Genomic DNA, 14,889 nt, shown 5'->3' on the forward strand with positions numbered 1-14,889 from the left:
CGCCGCCGCGTCTCGTGGCGCAACGCCTCAAGCACACCAGTTGACCGGCCGGATGGCGTTGCCAGACAAAGGAACGCCCGCCCGCTACACGAAATAGCGGGCGGGCTTGTGACGGGTATCCGGGCTGCGCGCGGGCCCATCAGCGCCATGGCCGCGCAGGTCTTTCGCGCAAGCCCGAAACAGCCCGGTCGCGACGGCGAGCCTCAGCTATAGGCGCCTGCGGAATAGGTCAGCTCGTAGCTATGCGAGTAAAGCTCGAAGACGATGCCGAACGGGTCTTCGACATAGACCATGCGATAGGGCTTCTCGCCCGGGAAATACTCCCGCACCGGCATGCGCTGCTTGCCGCCCGCCGCGACGATCCGCGCCAGCAGCCCTTCCAGATCGGGATCCTGAATGGCGAAATGAAACAGCCCGGTCTGGCGGTAAGGAAGGTTGTTGTCGGGTTGGTGGTTTTGCGGGAATTCGAACAGTTCGAATCCGATCCGGTCGGCGGTCGACAGATGCGCGATGCGGAACTTGCCCCAGCCGGGGCCGAAGACATCGTCGCACATCACGCCGATGTCGCTGTCATCCTGAGCGATCTCGGTCGGCTCCATAATGACGTAAAAGCCCATCACGTCACGGTAGAATTCGACGGCCTTGTCGAGATCGGGAACCGACAGGCCGATATGGGAAAAGGTTCTGGGGGTGGTCATGGTCATGATGTCCTTCTTTCGTGTCTGACTGTCATCTGGGGTGACTAGAGCATAAACTCCAATTATCATTCGCTTTCGAAATCATAACGAAATGGATCAATCCGTGATCAACGCGACTTGGCTAGAGACCTTTGTGACGCTGTGCGACACCGGCCATTTCACCCGCGCGGCCAGCGTGCTGAACATGACGCAGCCGGGGGTCAGCCAGCATCTCAGGAAGCTGGAAGCGCAGCTGGGCCAAGCCTTGCTGTCGCGCGATGGCAAAAGCTTCACCCTGACGCCGCTTGGCGAGACGCTACTGGCCATCGGCCAGCGCCGCCGCGCCGAAGAGCGTGATCTGCGTCAATCGCTGCGCTTTGACGACCCGGACAAGGGCGAGGTCAGCGTCAGCTGTTCGGGCTCCATCGCGCTGTTGCTCTACCCCCGCTTTCTGAAGCTGATGGACGATGCGCCGGGACTGAGCCTGATGCTGAACGCCGCGCCAGAGGCGCGCATTCTCGAAGACGTTCTGGACGGCGCGGTCGATCTGGGCATCGTCAGCCACCCCCCGACCAATCCACGGCTCGAGGGCCACCGCGCCGGGCAGGATGAATTATGCCTGCTGCTGCCGGTCGGGCACCCGGCGCCGCAGAGCCTTGCCGATCTCGACCAGCTTGGCTTCATCGCCCATCCCGACGGCTACGCCCATGCGGATGAGCTTCTTGGTGCGAATTTTCCGAAGGATTATCGCGGCTCCGAAACCCTTGCGCGGCGCAGCTTCGTGAACCAGATCGGCCAGATCCCCGAACCTGTGGTGCGCGGCCTTGGCTATACGATCCTGCCCAGAAGCGGCGTGGACGGGTTTCGCGACAGTGGGCGCTTGTCCATCGCGGCGCTGCCGAACCCGGTTCGGCATGATCTGTGGCTGATCCAGCGCCGAAACCGGATTGCCGCCGCCCGGACAGAGCGGGTGCGCGGTGAAATCATGGCCGTCCTCGAGGTGCTGTGAGCATGGCCCCGGCGCCGAATGCCGCGGAAAAGCTCGCCCTGTCAGGCCCGCGGCCCGGGCACCCCAAGCCGGCTGCGATACCATTCCCGGCACAGCGGCGGCACCCACAGCAGCACCACCGTGTAAAGCGCCAGCAGCGTGTTGAAGCCTTGCCCGCTCGGCCCCCAGAGGCTGTCGAGATAGCGCACCGCATAGACCAGCACGACATGCCATGCGTAGACCTCGAGCGAATGCCGCCCGAGCAGGCACAGCATCGGGCGCGTGAACACCCAGCGCAGGGCGCGCGACACCCCCCGCAGCCATACGCTTGCGGCCTCGCGTCCCGCGATCACCACCCATGCGAACAGGAACGCCGCCGGGACGAAGTTGAGCAGGTAGACCGGGCCAAAGTTGCTGCGGAGTTCGAACGGGGCGAACAGGCGGTACATCTCTTTGCTGAAAAGCCCGTGCGCCGTGGCGATGCGCAGCGGCGCGAACAGCAGCACGAACAGCAGCGCCACCAGCGCAAGATCGCGGCTGCGCGGGCCAAAGACCTGCCCCCAGTCGATGCGCCCGTCAGCCCAGAGCGCGCCCAGCACCAGCCCCGCCATGAACGGCACCTGCCAGCCCAGAGGGTCGAACGCCATGCGCACGCCTTGCTTGTCGGAGGCGGTCAGCAGGACGTCGAGCGGCGCCGACACCAGCCCCGGCAGTTCAAGCTGACAGATCGTCCAGACCAGCGCCGACAGCCCCGCCGCCAGCATCCAGCGCCCGGCGAGAACCCAGCGGATCACGAAGGGCGCCACCCCCATGAACAGAATGTACATGGGCAGGATATCCAGAAAGGTCGGCTGGAACAGCAGCGAGAGAATCGCCAGCACCCGCACCGGCTCGCTCGCCGAGGCGGTGCCCAGCCAGTTCTGCCACGCCACGATGCCGCCGGGCGCCAGATCGCGCATCAGCAACCCGAGGAAAATCAGCCCGATGGTCCAGATCCAAAGCTCGACCATGCGCGCGCTGACCGATCGTCGCATCGCGTCATAGCCGCTGCGCAGGTAACGCCGCGCCTGCGTCAGGCCAAACATCAACCCCGACATAAAGACGAATCCCTGGGTACTTTCAACGAACATCAGCTCGCGAAAATGCAGATGCTGAAGCCAGAGCCCGTCCCGAAGCACAAGATGCGACAGAACCATCGTCAGCAGGAAGAACCCCCGGAGCCCATCCAGGAAATCGAGGCGTTTCATCACATCATCGTCCGAACGAGGCGGTTTGGCACCGGCCAGAATGGCCGGAATCGCTCCGCGCGACTGATGGTCCGGGAAAGAGCCGGTCCCAAAGGAGAGTTAACTTACCTGTTACAACGATCTTGCTCAATATCGGTTGCATGGCCGGGCATGTTACGGCGCATCACCGCCGAGCCGTTACGAGCATCGTGGTTGGGAGGCGCATGAGCGCGCCGGGCGACACCGTAAGATGGCAAGGCAGTCGCTTGATCCAACTTAGGACGTCGCGCCATGTCGGCTCAACCCGTTGCGGTCATGATCCGGGCGTGTGCAGGCCACTGAAACGAGACCCGATGATAGATTAGGCCATCGCCGGTGCGGGACCGATGTGGGCGGCCCCCGCTGTTGCGCGGCATCAGGCGTTGAGCGCGCTCGCAGCCTTTGGCCAAAGCGCCAGCATCCACCTGAGCAGCACGGTTCGCCCTGTCATGCCGCGCCGGGAAGCGCGTTGCAGCCCGGCTTGATCTCCCATGCCCGCAGGTGATGCTTCGAAACCCCGCCAGCCGTCGCGACATCTGGATCGTCGGGGGGAATGCCTGACATCGCCGTTTCGCTCGGCCCCGCTTGGCATTAGACTGAGCCGCGAGGCATATCATACGGGCAAACCGAAGGAGTGGAATGATGCGCAGATCCCTTGGCGCGCTGGCGGGCGCCATGCTGATGGCCGCGTGCAGCGGCTCTCCCGCCGATGTCTTTGCAGACCGCTACGAGGTGCATGGCGTCGAATCCGGCGACATGCTCAAGATGCGGGGCGGGCCGGGCACCGGCTTTAACATCATCACCGGGCTGCCGAATGGCACCGTGGTGCGGGTGCAGGAGTGCACCCAGACCGGCGGCACCCGCTGGTGCGAAGTGGTGATGGACCGGCCGGGCGGGCTTAGGGGCTATGTCTCCTTCGCCTATTTGCGCGCGGTCTAATCCGGCCTGGGCGATGGCCTTGGCGGGTTTGAAGACTGGCGGCACCGTGCGCGCCGCTGCCGATATGAACCGAAGGGTCGCCGCGCCAGCCGCATCAAGGCGCGGCCCTCTTTAAACGCCGAGCATCCGCTTGCCCGCGGCGCGCCCCGCGAGGGCGCTGATGGTGATGCCCAGCCCGTACCAGAGCAGGAAAAACGCCGGGGCGTCCTCGTTGCAATGAAGCGCGTAGATCACCGTCGCCGCGGCCCCGGCGAACAGCCCCGCCATCAGCCCGGTCCGCGCCGGGCGCGGCTCGATCCGGTGGCGCAGGCCCAGCAGCAATGCCGTCGCCACCGGCAGCGCAAGGAACGGAATCGACACAAGGCAGATCAGGGCGCTGTCGCCCATCACGTCGCCGCCGCGCAGCACCGACGCCCCCCAGCCAATCGCCGCCAGCCCCGCCACCGCGGCAAAGGGCAGCAGCGGCAATCGCCGGTCGGGCGCGGGGCGGATCAGCAGCACCCATGCCAGCAGCGCCAGCCCTAGCGGCAGCATTTGCTTGACCAGCGCCGGCCCCCGCGCGATCGCCTGCGCCCAGTCCGGGCGCACATGCCAGAACAGCACCAGCAGCAGCGCCGAGATCATCAGCCCCGACAGCACCCGCGCTGCAAGGCGCGGGCGTGTCGGGCTTGTCTCGTCTGCCACGAGGGCGGCAATCAGTTTGTCGGTCTCCATTCCTCATCCTTTCTGGCGGCCTCGGCGAGCCGTCGCAGCGCCCGGTGCAGCGCCACCCGCAGAGCGCCCGGCGACAGGTCGAAGCGCGCGCTCAGCGTTTCCGCATCCGCCCCCATCACCGCATGTTCGCGTACCAGCTCCGCATCGCGCGGCGCCAGCCGGGCCAGCGCCTGTTCGATGTGCAGCCCCTCGAGCGGGTCGACCTCGGGCGCGCCGATCTGCGGGTGATCCTCGATCGGTTCGTGCTGTCGGCGGGCCCCGGCGCGCAGCGCGTCGATGGCCTTGTGCTTGACGATCACCCGCACCCAAGGCAGCAGCGGGCGCGATGGCTCCCAGCTGCCACGCTTGAGATGGATCGACAGCAGCGCCTCTTGCACCACATCCTCGGCCATATGCGCCATGGTCTGCGGCAGATCGCGCGTCGCCATGGCACGCATCCTTGGCGCCAGCAGTGCAAGCGCTCGTCCATAGGCCTTGCGATCTCCCGCAAGGCCCTGCCGCATCAGCGCTTCGATCTCGGCATCCGGTCCCGTCATACCCTTGTATACGCCAACCTGCGCCCCCCTGTTACAGCGCCCCGCACAAAATCTGCGCCATTATTTCAGCGCATCACGAGACCGCGAGCAGCGTAACATCCGCGCCACTCCATCCGAAGACCACTTTGCAGGCAATGATCTGCAAAGTTCAACATCGGAGACAAACCATGACCGTACGTACACCCCTTGCTCTCGCCATCGCCGCCGGCCTCGCCCAGATGGCCCTGCCCGCCCATGCCGCAGGTCAGGAGAAATGCTATGGCGTCGCCATGGCGGGCGAAAACGGCTGCGCCGCCGGCCCCGGCACCACCTGCGCCGGCACCTCGAAGGTCGATTATCAGGGCAACGCATGGTCGCTGGTGCCCGCCGGCACCTGCACCGAGATCGAACTGCCCGCGATGGCAGATGGCACGGCCCGCATGGGCTCGCTCGAAGAGCTCGATCGCGACATCCCGATGTGATCCAGACCGGCGCGGCGGATCCCGCCGCGCCATTTTCCCCGGTCAAGCCCCCACGCAAGGAGACCGCCATGCCCCTGCCCCCCTCTGCCGGGATCGGCTTCAAACCGCAACATGCCGCGGCGCTGGACAATCCCGGCGCGGTGAGCTGGCTGGAAATCCACGCCGAGAACTACATGGTCGAGGGCGGCCCGCGCCTCGCCCTGCTCGCGGAGATGGCGCAGCGCTTCGCGATCTCGGCGCATGGGGTCGGCCTGTCGATCGGCGGCGAAGACCCGTTGGACAGCGCGCATCTGGCCCGGCTGCGCCACCTGCTCGACTGGCTCAAGCCCGCGCAGTTTTCCGAACATCTGGCGTGGTCGTCCCATGGCGGGGCCTATTTCAACGACCTGCTGCCCCTGCCCTACACCGCAGCTACGCTGGATCGAATCTGCGCCCATGTCGATACCGTGCAGCAGGCGATCGGGCAGCGGATGCTGCTGGAAAACCCCACCAGCTACCTGCGCTTTGACGACAGCACGCTGAGCGAAACCGCCTTTCTGGCCGCCATCGTGCAGCGCACCGGCTGCGGGCTGCTGCTTGATATCGAAAACGTCTTTCTGTCGGCGCAGAACCTTGGGTTTGAAGCGCGCGACTACCTGTCTGCCTTTCCGCTTGATGCGGTGGGCGAGATCCATCTGGCGGGCCATGCCCCGGGCGAGGATGTGCTGATCGACAGCCACAGCGCCCCGGTCGGCGATCCGGTCTGGGCCCTGTATGCTGACGTGATCGCACGCACCGGCCCGCTGCCGACCCTGATCGAATGGGATGCCGATCTGCCCGAGTTCGCCATCCTGCAAGCCGAGGCCGCCCGCGCCGCGCATATACTGCAAGGCGTGCCGGCATGAGCGAGCCCGCCTTCGCCGCTGCGGTGCTGTCAGACGCGCCGCCCCCGGTTGGTGCGGATCGGTTCGAGGTCTACCGCGGCTCGGTCACCGGCGCGCTGACCGCCACCCTGCGCGAGGCATTCCCGGCGGTGCGCCGCCTTGTCGGCGACGCTTTCTTCGATGCCATGGCGCGCGAGTTCCTGCGCGCCCACCCGCCGCGCTCGCCAATCATGGCGCTCTACGGCGACGCCCTGCCCGGCTGGCTGGCGCGCTTTGCCCCGCTGAGCGCGCTGCCATGGCTGCCCGAGGTGGCCGCCATCGAACAGGCCCGGCGCGAAGCGACCCACGCCGCCGATGCCGTCTCTCTGGATCCGGCGCGGCTTGCCGAGGCCGACCCTGATGCGCTGCGCCTTGCGCCGCACCCTTCGGTGCGGTTGCTGCGCACCCGCTATCCCGCGCTGTCGATCTGGGCGCGCAACGCCGAGCGGCCCGATCTAGAGGCCGCGCCCGCAGGCGAGGTGCTGATCACTCGGCCCGCCCTGTCGCTGCAGATCGCGCCGGCCCCGAACGGCACCGCCGATACCCTTGCCGCCCTGTCGCAGGGCACCGCGCTTGGCGATGCGCTGCCACAAGGCACCGACCACGCCGCCATCCTTGCCTGCCTGTTCTCGGCGGGCGCCCTGATCGAAAGGCCAATGCCATGATTGCCCAGCTCCACCGTATCGAAACCGCGCGAATCGACGCCGCACCCTTCATCGGGCTTTCGGCACGACTGGTCTTTGGCGCGGTGCTTGCCGGGTATTTCTGGGCCTCGGCGCGCACCAAGCTTGACGGGCTGACGCTGTCGCCAAACGCCTATGCGCAAGTGTTCCCGCGCCAGCTTGAAGCGACGGGCTATGACCCCTCGGCGCTGCCGTTTCTGGCGCATGTCATCACCGCCGCGGGCACGGCGGCGGAATTTGTCCTGCCTTTGCTGCTGCTGCTGGGGCTGTTCACAAGGCTAAGCGCGGTAGCGATGCTGGGGTTTCTGGCCGTGATGACCCTGACCGATCTTTACGGCCATGGCGTTGGCCCCGAAACCATCGGCGCCCCCTTTGATCGCGACCCTGCCGCGCCGCTCTGGGATCAGCGGCTGCTCTGGGCCTGGCTGCTGGGCGTGCTGGCGCTGAGCGGGGGCGGCGCCTTGTCGCTTGACCGGCAGTTGCCACGGCTTTGGTCAGGAAAGACCGATATATCCGGATAAACCCCCTGTACTTGTGAAAGGACATGCCTTAAAGGGAATGATCCGGCGCCGTGCATGGCGCCCCCCGGCATCTTGCCCCCTTTTCGCTGCCCCTGGAATTCCCTGTCATGATCACTTCCTTGTCCGAGGCGCTCGCCGAGCGTGGCTTCGACACGCTCACCCCCGTTCAGGAGGCCGTGAGCAACCCCGACCTGGCCTCGTCCGACCTGCTGGTCTCGGCCCAGACCGGCTCTGGCAAGACGGTGGGCTTCGGCCTTGCCATCGCGCCGACCCTGCTGGGCGAGTCCCCCAGTTTCGGCCCCGCCGCCGAGCCCATGGCGCTGGTTATCGCGCCGACGCGCGAGCTGGCTTCGCAGGTCAAGGCCGAGCTAAGCTGGCTCTATGCGCGCACCGGCGCCTCTCTTGCCTCTTGCGTTGGCGGCATGGACGCAAGGCAGGAACGCCGCGCGCTGGAACGCGGGGCGCATATCGTCGTCGGCACGCCGGGCCGTCTGCGCGATCACATCCAGCGCGGCGCGCTCGATCTGTCGGGCATCCGCGCCGTGGTGCTCGACGAGGCGGACGAGATGCTCGACCTCGGCTTCCGCGAAGACCTTGAATTCATTCTTGGCGAAGCCCCCGAAGACCGGCGCACGCTGCTGTTCTCGGCCACGGTGCCGCCTGCGATTGCCAAACTGGCCGAGACGTTTCAGCGCGATGCGCAGCGCGTCAGCACCATCAGCAACAGCAAGCAGCATTCCGACATCGAATATCTGGCGGTGCGCGTTGCGGCCCCCGATGCGGAACATGGCATCTTCAACATGCTGCGCTTTCACCATGACAAGGGCGCGATCGTGTTCGCCAACACCCGCGCGCAGGTCAACCACCTGACCGCCCGGCTGACCAATCGCGGCCTCTCGGTGGTGAGCCTGTCGGGCGAGCTGAGCCAGGACGAACGCACCCGCGCGCTGCAATCGATGCGCGACGGGCGGGCACGGGTCTGCGTTGCCACCGACGTTGCGGCGCGCGGCATCGATTTGCCGAACCTCAATCTGGTGATCCACGCCGATCTGCCGACCAACACCGAAAGCCTGCTGCACCGTTCGGGCCGGACCGGCCGCGCCGGGCGCAAGGGCATCTCGGCGCTGATCGTGCCGCCGCGCGTTGCCAAGAAGGCCGAGCGCCTGCTGAAATGGGCCAAGATCGACGCCAACTGGGTCGAGGCCCCTTCCGCCGATGCGATCCGCGCTCAGGACGAGGCCCGGCTGCTGGCCGATCCGACTTGGGATGAAGCGATCACCGCCGAAGAATCCGCCTTTGCCGCGACCCTGCTGGCGCAGCGCAGCCCCGAGGTGATCGCCGCAGCCTATCTGCGGCTGCACCAGTCGCGACAGGCCGCGCCCGAAGACCTGCTGCCTGCCGATGCCAAGCCTGAAAAGCGCGCGCCGCGCGAATTCGGCCCCAGCAAGTGGATCTCGCTGTCGGTCGGCCGCGACAACCGCGCCGAGGCGCGCTGGCTGCTGCCGCTGCTGTGCCGTGCCGGCAACCTGAGCAAAGATGACATCGGCGCCATTCGCGTGCAGGAAGGCGAGACCTTTGTCGAGCTGACCCAGTCGAGCGTCGATGGCTTTGTCGCCTCGCTGGGCGATGGCGGGCTGCTCGAAGATGGCATCTCGGCCCGGGTTCTGGACAGCGTGCCGGAATTTGCGCCGCAGCCGCGCCGCGATGGCCCGCGTGGCCCTCGGTCCGATGGGCCGCGTGGCCCGCGCCCGGATCGCCCCCGCAAGGATCGTGACGAGGGCGAGCGCAAGCCGCGTCCGCCGCGGGGAGACGATGCCGACCGCGCTCCGCGCCCCAAGCGCGACGACGATGCAGGCCGCGCTCCGCGCGAGCATCGGGCTGACCGCCCCGACCGCGAAGCACGTGGCCCGCGCCCGGAACGCAAGCCGCTGGAAACCGGCCCTGACGCCCCGCATCGCGCCCCGCGCGTCAACCACGGCGGCGCCGGAAAACCCGCGCGCCCCGGCAAGCCGGATTGGGCAGCCAAGGGCGGCCCGAAATCCGGCCCCCGCGGCCCCAAGCCTGACGGTGCGCCGCGCGCCTCTGCCAATGACACCTCGAAGCGCTTTACCCCTCCGGGCGGCAAACCCGGCGGCAAGCCCGGTCCGAAGGGCCCCGGCAAACCTGCTGGCAAGTTCGCCAAGCCCGGCGGTAAACCGAACCGCCCCGTGGGCGGGGGCGACACGCCCCGCCGCGGCAAGCGCCCCTGATCCCAAAACGCCCCGCAGCATCGCTGCGGGGCGTTTTGCCATTGTCCTTATCTGTCCATTCAAGACAGACGGAGCGTCCGATCCAGTCACCCACCGGGGCAGGCTATGTCGGCCGGCGGGCAGATCGCCATCGGCATCACTTGCGCCAGCATCGCCGATGCACGGCGATCCTGCGCCCAGCGATTATGTGCCACTGTCTGTGCGCGACAGCCGCACCGGTGGACGCTTACGCATCAGGCCCGCGCCGCGCGGCCCGATCTGAGCATCACTTTTATGACCGGTTACGACGAGTACATGCCCGGCACCCCGGATCAGATTCAGGGGGCCGGTCTGGTGACCAAGCCGATCGGCATCGACACGCGGATGCGCAGGGTCTCGCAAACGATCCTGCGCGGCTGATCAGCGTTTGCGCATCGCGTCCAGAAGGGCCGCACCAAAGGCGCCGGTCTGCTCTTTGGCCGGGGGTTTTGATGCAGTGCGCATCGGTTTGCCCTTGGCCGGGCCGCGCGCCGCCTGCGCCTCTTTTGCAGAGCTGCCGCCGTCCTTGCGCATGGTCAGGCCGATGCGCTTGCGCGGCACGTCGACCTCGGTCACGCGCACCTGCACCACGTCGCCCGCCTTGACCACCTCATGCGGGTCCTTGACGAAACGGTCGGCCAACTGGCTGACATGCACCAGCCCGTCCTGATGCACCCCGATATCGACAAACGCGCCAAAGGCGGCGACATTGGTCACCGTGCCTTCCAGCCGCATGCCGGGCTTGAGATCGCGGATATCGTCGATGCCCTCGGCAAAGGTGGCGGTCTTGAAACTGGGGCGCGGATCGCGGCCGGGCTTTTCCAGTTCCGACAGGATGTCGCGCACCGTCGGCAGGCCGAAGCGCTCGTCGGCAAAGCTTTGGGCATCCAGCCCCGACAGCACCTTGGGATCGGCCTGAATGGCACGCAGATCGCGCCCGCAGGCCTTTACGATGCGCCGCGCCAAATCATAGGCTTCGGGGTGGACCGACGAGGCATCGAGCGGCTCCTTGCCATTCGTCACCCGCAGGAAACCGGCGCATTGTTCAAAGGCGCGCGGGCCAAGGCGCGCCACCTTCAGCAGCTCTCGGCGCGAGTTGAAGGCACCGTTGGTGTCGCGGTGCAGCACGATCGCCTCGGCCAGCCCCGGCCCAAGCCCCGACACATGCGCCAGCAGCGGCGCCGACGCGGTGTTGAGATCGACGCCCACCGCGTTCACCGCATCCTCGACCACCGCTTCGAGCGATTTGGCAAGGCGATGCTGGTCGACATCGTGCTGGTACTGGCCGACGCCGATGCTCTTGGGTTCGATCTTGACCAACTCGGCGAGCGGATCCTGAAGGCGGCGGGCGATGGACACCGCGCCGCGCAGGCTGACATCCAGATCGGGGAATTCCCGCGCCGCCAGTTCCGAGGCGGAATAGACCGAGGCGCCCGCCTCGGAGACGATGACCTTGACCGGCTTGGCCACCGCCGCAGGCAGCATCGCCAGCGTGTCGCTCACCAGCTTTTCCGTCTCGCGCGAGGCGGTGCCGTTGCCGATGGCGATCAGCTCGACCCCGTGTTTCGAGATCAGGTTCAGGATCGCCATCTGCGCGCCGCGGATGTCGTTCTTGGGCTGAAACGGATAGATCGTGTCGGTCGCCAACAGCTTGCCGGTGGCATCGACCACCGCCGCCTTGACCCCGGTGCGGATGCCCGGATCAAGCCCCAGCGTCGCTCGCGCCCCCGCCGGAGCCGCCAGCAGCAGATCCTTCAGATTGCGGGCAAAGACCGCGATGGCCTCGTCCTGGGCGCGCCCGCGCAGATCGGCCAGCAGATCGAGCATCATCGACGACGACAGTTTGACCCGCCATGTCCAGCCCGCAACGCCGCGCAGCCATTTATCGCCCGGTAGGGTCGCCCCCGACAGCCCCAGCCGCGCCGCGATCATGTCGACGCAGCGATCCGCCCCGCCTTCGGGATCGGGGCCGATGTCGATCTGCACCACCTCTTCCTTCCAGGCGCGCATCATCGCCAGCGCCCGGTGGGACGGCACATTGGCCCATTTTTCGGTATGGGCGAAATAGTCGGAAAACTTGGCGCCTGCCTCTTCCTTTCCGGGTACCACGGTGGCGCTCATCACCGCCTCGCGCGCAAGATAGCCGCGCAGGCTACCCAGCAGCTCAGCGTTCTCGACAAGCTCTTCGGTCAGGATGTCGCGCGCGCCGTTCAGCGCGTCCTTGATGGTGGTCACCTTCTCGGTGATGAAGCCCGCCGCAAGCGTTTCGGGATCGGCCCTGCGATCGCCAAGAATGGCGTCTTTCAGCGGCTCCAGCCCGTTTTCGCGGGCGATCATCGCCTTGGTGCGGCGCTTGGGTTTGTAAGGCAGGTAGATGTCTTCAAGCTGGGCCTTGGTGTCGGCCTGCGCGATCGACAGGGCCAGCGCATCGGTCAGCTTGTCCTGCCCAGCGATGGATTTCAGGATGGCATCGCGCCGGTCATCCATTTCGCGCAGATAGCCCAGCCGGTCGGCCAGCGTGCGCAGCTGCGTGTCATCCAGCCCGCCGGTGACTTCCTTGCGGTAGCGGGCAACGAAGGGCACGGTCGCGCCCTCGTCCAGCAGTTTGACGGCGGCGGCGACCTGCGCGGGGGTGGCGCTGATCTCGGTGCCGATGGTCCGGTTGATGCGGCTGGCGCGGTCCATGTGCTGTCTCTCCTGTTGGGCGCGGAGGCTCTTCATAGCCCCCCGTGCGCAGCGGTGGAAGACCCCGCGCCGAGCGTTCCCGCCAGCCAGCCGCGCAGGGCGCCAAGTGCAGCGTCCTCGTGCCGCGTCTCGGGCCAGACCAGCCAATAGGCGCCGCGCACCGGAACCGCCTGCTTCAGCACCGGCACCAGCCGCCCTTCGGCGATCTCGATGCGGGCGAGGTAGTCGGGCAGCAGCGCGATCCCAAGGCCGGAACTTGCCGCCTGAATCATCATGGAAAACTGATCCATCAGCATCCCGGGCCCGCCGGGCGCGGCGCCGCCCTGCCCGGCTGTCCAATCCTCCCAGACGGTGGGCCGCGATTCCAGCCGCAGGGTCGGCAGGTCGCGCAGATCATCAAGGCTGTGCACCGGATGCTGCTCGGCAAAGGCCGGAGAGACGCAGGCGGTGATCCGCTCGTCGAACAGCTTCAGGTGTTGCGCGCCGGGCCAGTCGGGCTCGCCGAAATAGATCGCCGCGTCGAACAGTTCGGTTTCGAAATCAAAGCGACCGATGCGAGTCGACAGGTTCAGCGCCACCCCCGGATGCCGCCCGAGGAAATCCCCCAGACGCGGCCCCAGCCAGCGGGTGGCAAAGGTCGGCAGCACCGCCAGCGACAGGGTGCCGCCCTCGGGGTTGGCGACCACCGCCATCGAGGCGCGCTGCACCATATCCAGCGCCCGGCCAATGTCGCGCTGATAGCTCAGCGCAGCGGCATTGGGCACAAGGCGGCGCTTTTGCCGGGTGAACAGCTCGCGCCCGAGCTGGCTTTCCAGCGCGGCGATCAGCTTGCTGACCGCGCCTTGCGTCAGGTTCAGCTCGTCCGCGGCGGCGGTGACAGAGCGATGCCGCACCACCGCATCGAAGGCCAGCAGCAGCCGCAGCGAGGGCAAAAAGCGCCGCTGTCTCATATATTCCTCCTTGGAATGTAATAATGCGGGAATATCGCTTTTTATCGCCGCTTGCCACTGTTATTCGGGCACAAACGGAATGATCCAACGGAGCCGCATATGTCTTCCTCGTCGCACAAGGGTATCCCCTTCAACTGGTCCGACCCTTTCCTGCTGGACGACCAGCTTAGCGAAGACGAGCGGATGATCGCGGACAGCGCCCGCGCCTTTGCACAGGACAAGCTGCTGCCCCGCGTCGAAGATGCCTATCTGAACGAGACCACCGATCCCGAGATCTTTCGCGAGATGGGCGCGGCGGGCCTGCTGGGCGTCACCGTCCCCGAGGAATACGGCTGCGCCGGGGCGTCCTATACATCTTACGGGCTTGTCGCCCGCGAGGTAGAGCGGGTCGATTCCGGCTATCGCTCGATGATGTCAGTGCAATCGAGCCTCGTGATGTTCCCGATCTACGCTTACGGCTCCGAAGAGCAGCGGCAGAAATACCTGCCCAAGCTGGGATCGGGCGAGTGGATCGGCTGTTTCGGTCTGACCGAACCGGATGCGGGCAGCGACCCGAGCGGCATGAAGACCCGTGCCATCAAGACCGAGGGCGGCTACCGCCTGATCGGCTCCAAGATGTGGATTTCCAACAGCCCCATCGCCGATGTCTTTGTGGTCTGGGCCAAATCCGAAGCGCATGACGGCAAGGTGCGCGGCTTCATCCTTGAAAAGGGCATGAAGGGCCTGAGCGCCCCGAAGATCGGCGGCAAGCTGTCCTTGCGCGCCTCGATCACCGGCGAGATCGTTCTGGACAATGTCGAGGTTGGCGAAGAGGCGCTGCTGCCCAACATTCAAGGCATGGGCGGGCCGTTCGGCTGTCTCAACCGGGCGCGGTATGGCATCAGCTGGGGTGTTCTGGGCGCGGCCGAGGATTGTTTCCACCGTGCGCGTCAGTACGGGCTGGACCGGCACCAGTTCAACCGCCCCCTTGCGGCGACGCAGCTTTACCAGAAGAAGCTGGCCGACATGATGAGCGAAATCACGCTGGGCCTTCAGGCCTCGCTGCGGGTGGGCCGGCTGTTCGACGAGGGCCGCTTCGCGCCCGAGATGATCTCGATGGTCAAGCGCAACAACTGCGGCAAGGCGCTGGATATCGCCCGCATGGCCCGCGACATGCACGGCGGCAACGGCATCCAGATCGAATATCACGTGATGCGCCACGCCGCGAACCTCGAGACGGTGAACACCTACGAGGGCACGCATGACGTGCACGCGCTGATCCTTGGTCGCGCCATCACCGACATTCAGGCGTTTGGCTGACT

15 protein-coding genes are annotated in these 14,889 nt (G+C 66.6%); 9 read left to right on the forward strand and 6 right to left on the reverse strand.

Going from position 1 to position 14,889, the window contains the following annotated elements; genetic code table 11:
- Positions 1-203: 203 nt before the first annotated feature.
- On the reverse strand, positions 204-698 hold the full coding sequence (locus tag KO516_RS22535) for a lactoylglutathione lyase family protein (RefSeq protein ID WP_216006039.1): 495 nt from the start codon (positions 696-698) through the stop codon (positions 204-206).
- Between the two features lie 103 nt (positions 699-801).
- On the opposite strand from KO516_RS22535, the gene KO516_RS22540 reads away from it, so the two are divergent.
- Positions 802-1,686 (forward strand): LysR family transcriptional regulator, encoded by an 885-nt coding sequence (locus KO516_RS22540; RefSeq protein WP_216006040.1) that lies wholly within the window; start codon positions 802-804, stop codon positions 1,684-1,686.
- Positions 1,687-1,727: 41 nt separating this feature from the next.
- Here KO516_RS22540 and opgC read toward each other — a convergent pair whose 3' ends face one another.
- Complete coding sequence (opgC, locus tag KO516_RS22545; protein WP_216006041.1) at positions 1,728-2,912, reverse strand: OpgC domain-containing protein; 1,185 nt, start codon at positions 2,910-2,912, stop codon at positions 1,728-1,730.
- A 660-nt stretch (positions 2,913-3,572) separates the two neighbouring features.
- Between opgC and KO516_RS22550 the strand changes: the two genes are divergently transcribed.
- A complete protein-coding gene (locus KO516_RS22550) occupies positions 3,573-3,869 on the forward strand; it encodes an SH3 domain-containing protein (RefSeq protein ID WP_216006066.1) in 297 nt (98 codons plus the stop codon).
- A 111-nt stretch (positions 3,870-3,980) separates the two neighbouring features.
- Here KO516_RS22550 and KO516_RS22555 read toward each other — a convergent pair whose 3' ends face one another.
- Positions 3,981-4,583, reverse strand: a complete 603-nt coding sequence (locus tag KO516_RS22555) for an NrsF family protein (RefSeq protein ID WP_216006042.1) — start codon at positions 4,581-4,583, stop codon at positions 3,981-3,983.
- Complete coding sequence (locus KO516_RS22560; RefSeq protein WP_216006043.1) at positions 4,565-5,119, reverse strand: sigma-70 family RNA polymerase sigma factor; 555 nt, start codon at positions 5,117-5,119, stop codon at positions 4,565-4,567. The genes KO516_RS22555 and KO516_RS22560 overlap by 19 nt, the downstream gene beginning before the upstream one ends.
- Positions 5,120-5,286: 167 nt before the next feature.
- Here KO516_RS22560 and KO516_RS22565 point away from each other — a divergent pair, with 167 nt between their 5' ends.
- The 6 genes from KO516_RS22565 (at position 5,287) to KO516_RS24610 (ending at position 10,334) form a co-directional block, all read left to right on the forward strand.
- Positions 5,287-5,580 carry a DUF2282 domain-containing protein gene (locus KO516_RS22565; RefSeq protein ID WP_216006044.1) on the forward strand — a complete coding sequence of 98 codons (294 nt, stop codon included), beginning with the start codon at positions 5,287-5,289 and terminating at the stop codon, positions 5,578-5,580.
- 68 nt (positions 5,581-5,648) lie between these two features.
- Positions 5,649-6,464, forward strand: coding sequence for a DUF692 domain-containing protein (locus KO516_RS22570; RefSeq protein WP_216006045.1), 816 nt, complete (start codon positions 5,649-5,651; stop codon positions 6,462-6,464).
- On the forward strand, positions 6,461-7,147 hold the full coding sequence (locus tag KO516_RS22575; protein WP_216006046.1) for a DNA-binding domain-containing protein: 687 nt from the start codon (positions 6,461-6,463) through the stop codon (positions 7,145-7,147). Before KO516_RS22570 ends, KO516_RS22575 begins: the two co-directional genes overlap by 4 nt.
- A complete protein-coding gene (locus tag KO516_RS22580) occupies positions 7,144-7,686 on the forward strand; it encodes a DoxX family membrane protein (RefSeq protein ID WP_216006047.1) in 543 nt (180 codons plus the stop codon). The genes KO516_RS22575 and KO516_RS22580 overlap by 4 nt, the downstream gene beginning before the upstream one ends.
- A gap of 107 nt (positions 7,687-7,793) precedes the next feature.
- The gene (locus KO516_RS22585) at positions 7,794-9,935 is read left to right on the forward strand and encodes a DEAD/DEAH box helicase (protein ID WP_216006048.1); all 2,142 of its coding nucleotides are present in this window, start codon (positions 7,794-7,796) and stop codon (positions 9,933-9,935) included.
- Positions 9,936-10,208: 273 nt separating this feature from the next.
- The gene (locus tag KO516_RS24610; protein WP_256444201.1) at positions 10,209-10,334 is read left to right on the forward strand and encodes a hypothetical protein; all 126 of its coding nucleotides are present in this window, start codon (positions 10,209-10,211) and stop codon (positions 10,332-10,334) included.
- Here the strand turns inward: KO516_RS24610 and KO516_RS22590 are convergent, their stop codons facing one another.
- Together KO516_RS22590 and KO516_RS22595 are read right to left on the reverse strand one after the other, a co-directional pair.
- Entirely contained in the window at positions 10,335-12,638 is a 2,304-nt protein-coding gene (locus KO516_RS22590; RefSeq protein ID WP_216006049.1) for a Tex family protein, read from the reverse strand.
- 32 nt (positions 12,639-12,670) lie between these two features.
- Positions 12,671-13,588 carry a LysR family transcriptional regulator gene (locus KO516_RS22595; RefSeq protein WP_216006050.1) on the reverse strand — a complete coding sequence of 306 codons (918 nt, stop codon included), beginning with the start codon at positions 13,586-13,588 and terminating at the stop codon, positions 12,671-12,673.
- Positions 13,589-13,687: 99 nt separating this feature from the next.
- On the opposite strand from KO516_RS22595, the gene KO516_RS22600 reads away from it, so the two are divergent.
- A complete protein-coding gene (locus KO516_RS22600; RefSeq protein WP_216006051.1) occupies positions 13,688-14,887 on the forward strand; it encodes an acyl-CoA dehydrogenase in 1,200 nt (399 codons plus the stop codon).
- The last annotated feature ends 2 nt before the right edge of the window (positions 14,888-14,889 follow it).

The sequence above is a fragment of the Citreicella sp. C3M06 genome (genome assembly GCF_018860705.1).
GTDB lineage: Bacteria > Pseudomonadota > Alphaproteobacteria > Rhodobacterales > Rhodobacteraceae > Salipiger.

Bases quoted from the DNA above. Each gene is read 5' to 3' on its own strand.
- KO516_RS22535 (WP_216006039.1), bottom strand. From the start codon at position 698: ATGACCACCCCCAGAACCTTTTCCCATATCGGCCTGTCGGTTCCCGAT.
- opgC (WP_216006041.1), bottom strand. From the start codon at position 2,912: ATGAAACGCCTCGATTTCCTGGATGGGCTCCGGGGGTTCTTCCTGCTG.
- KO516_RS22550 (WP_216006066.1), top strand. From the start codon at position 3,573: ATGCGCAGATCCCTTGGCGCGCTGGCGGGCGCCATGCTGATGGCCGCG.
- KO516_RS22555 (WP_216006042.1), bottom strand. From the start codon at position 4,583: ATGGAGACCGACAAACTGATTGCCGCCCTCGTGGCAGACGAGACAAGC.
- KO516_RS22560 (WP_216006043.1), bottom strand. From the start codon at position 5,119: ATGACGGGACCGGATGCCGAGATCGAAGCGCTGATGCGGCAGGGCCTT.
- KO516_RS22565 (WP_216006044.1), top strand. From the start codon at position 5,287: ATGACCGTACGTACACCCCTTGCTCTCGCCATCGCCGCCGGCCTCGCC.
- KO516_RS22570 (WP_216006045.1), top strand. From the start codon at position 5,649: ATGCCCCTGCCCCCCTCTGCCGGGATCGGCTTCAAACCGCAACATGCC.
- KO516_RS22575 (WP_216006046.1), top strand. From the start codon at position 6,461: ATGAGCGAGCCCGCCTTCGCCGCTGCGGTGCTGTCAGACGCGCCGCCC.
- KO516_RS22580 (WP_216006047.1), top strand. From the start codon at position 7,144: ATGATTGCCCAGCTCCACCGTATCGAAACCGCGCGAATCGACGCCGCA.
- KO516_RS22585 (WP_216006048.1), top strand. From the start codon at position 7,794: ATGATCACTTCCTTGTCCGAGGCGCTCGCCGAGCGTGGCTTCGACACG.
- KO516_RS24610 (WP_256444201.1), top strand. From the start codon at position 10,209: ATGACCGGTTACGACGAGTACATGCCCGGCACCCCGGATCAGATTCAG.
- KO516_RS22590 (WP_216006049.1), bottom strand. From the start codon at position 12,638: ATGGACCGCGCCAGCCGCATCAACCGGACCATCGGCACCGAGATCAGC.
- KO516_RS22595 (WP_216006050.1), bottom strand. From the start codon at position 13,588: ATGAGACAGCGGCGCTTTTTGCCCTCGCTGCGGCTGCTGCTGGCCTTC.
- KO516_RS22600 (WP_216006051.1), top strand. From the start codon at position 13,688: ATGTCTTCCTCGTCGCACAAGGGTATCCCCTTCAACTGGTCCGACCCT.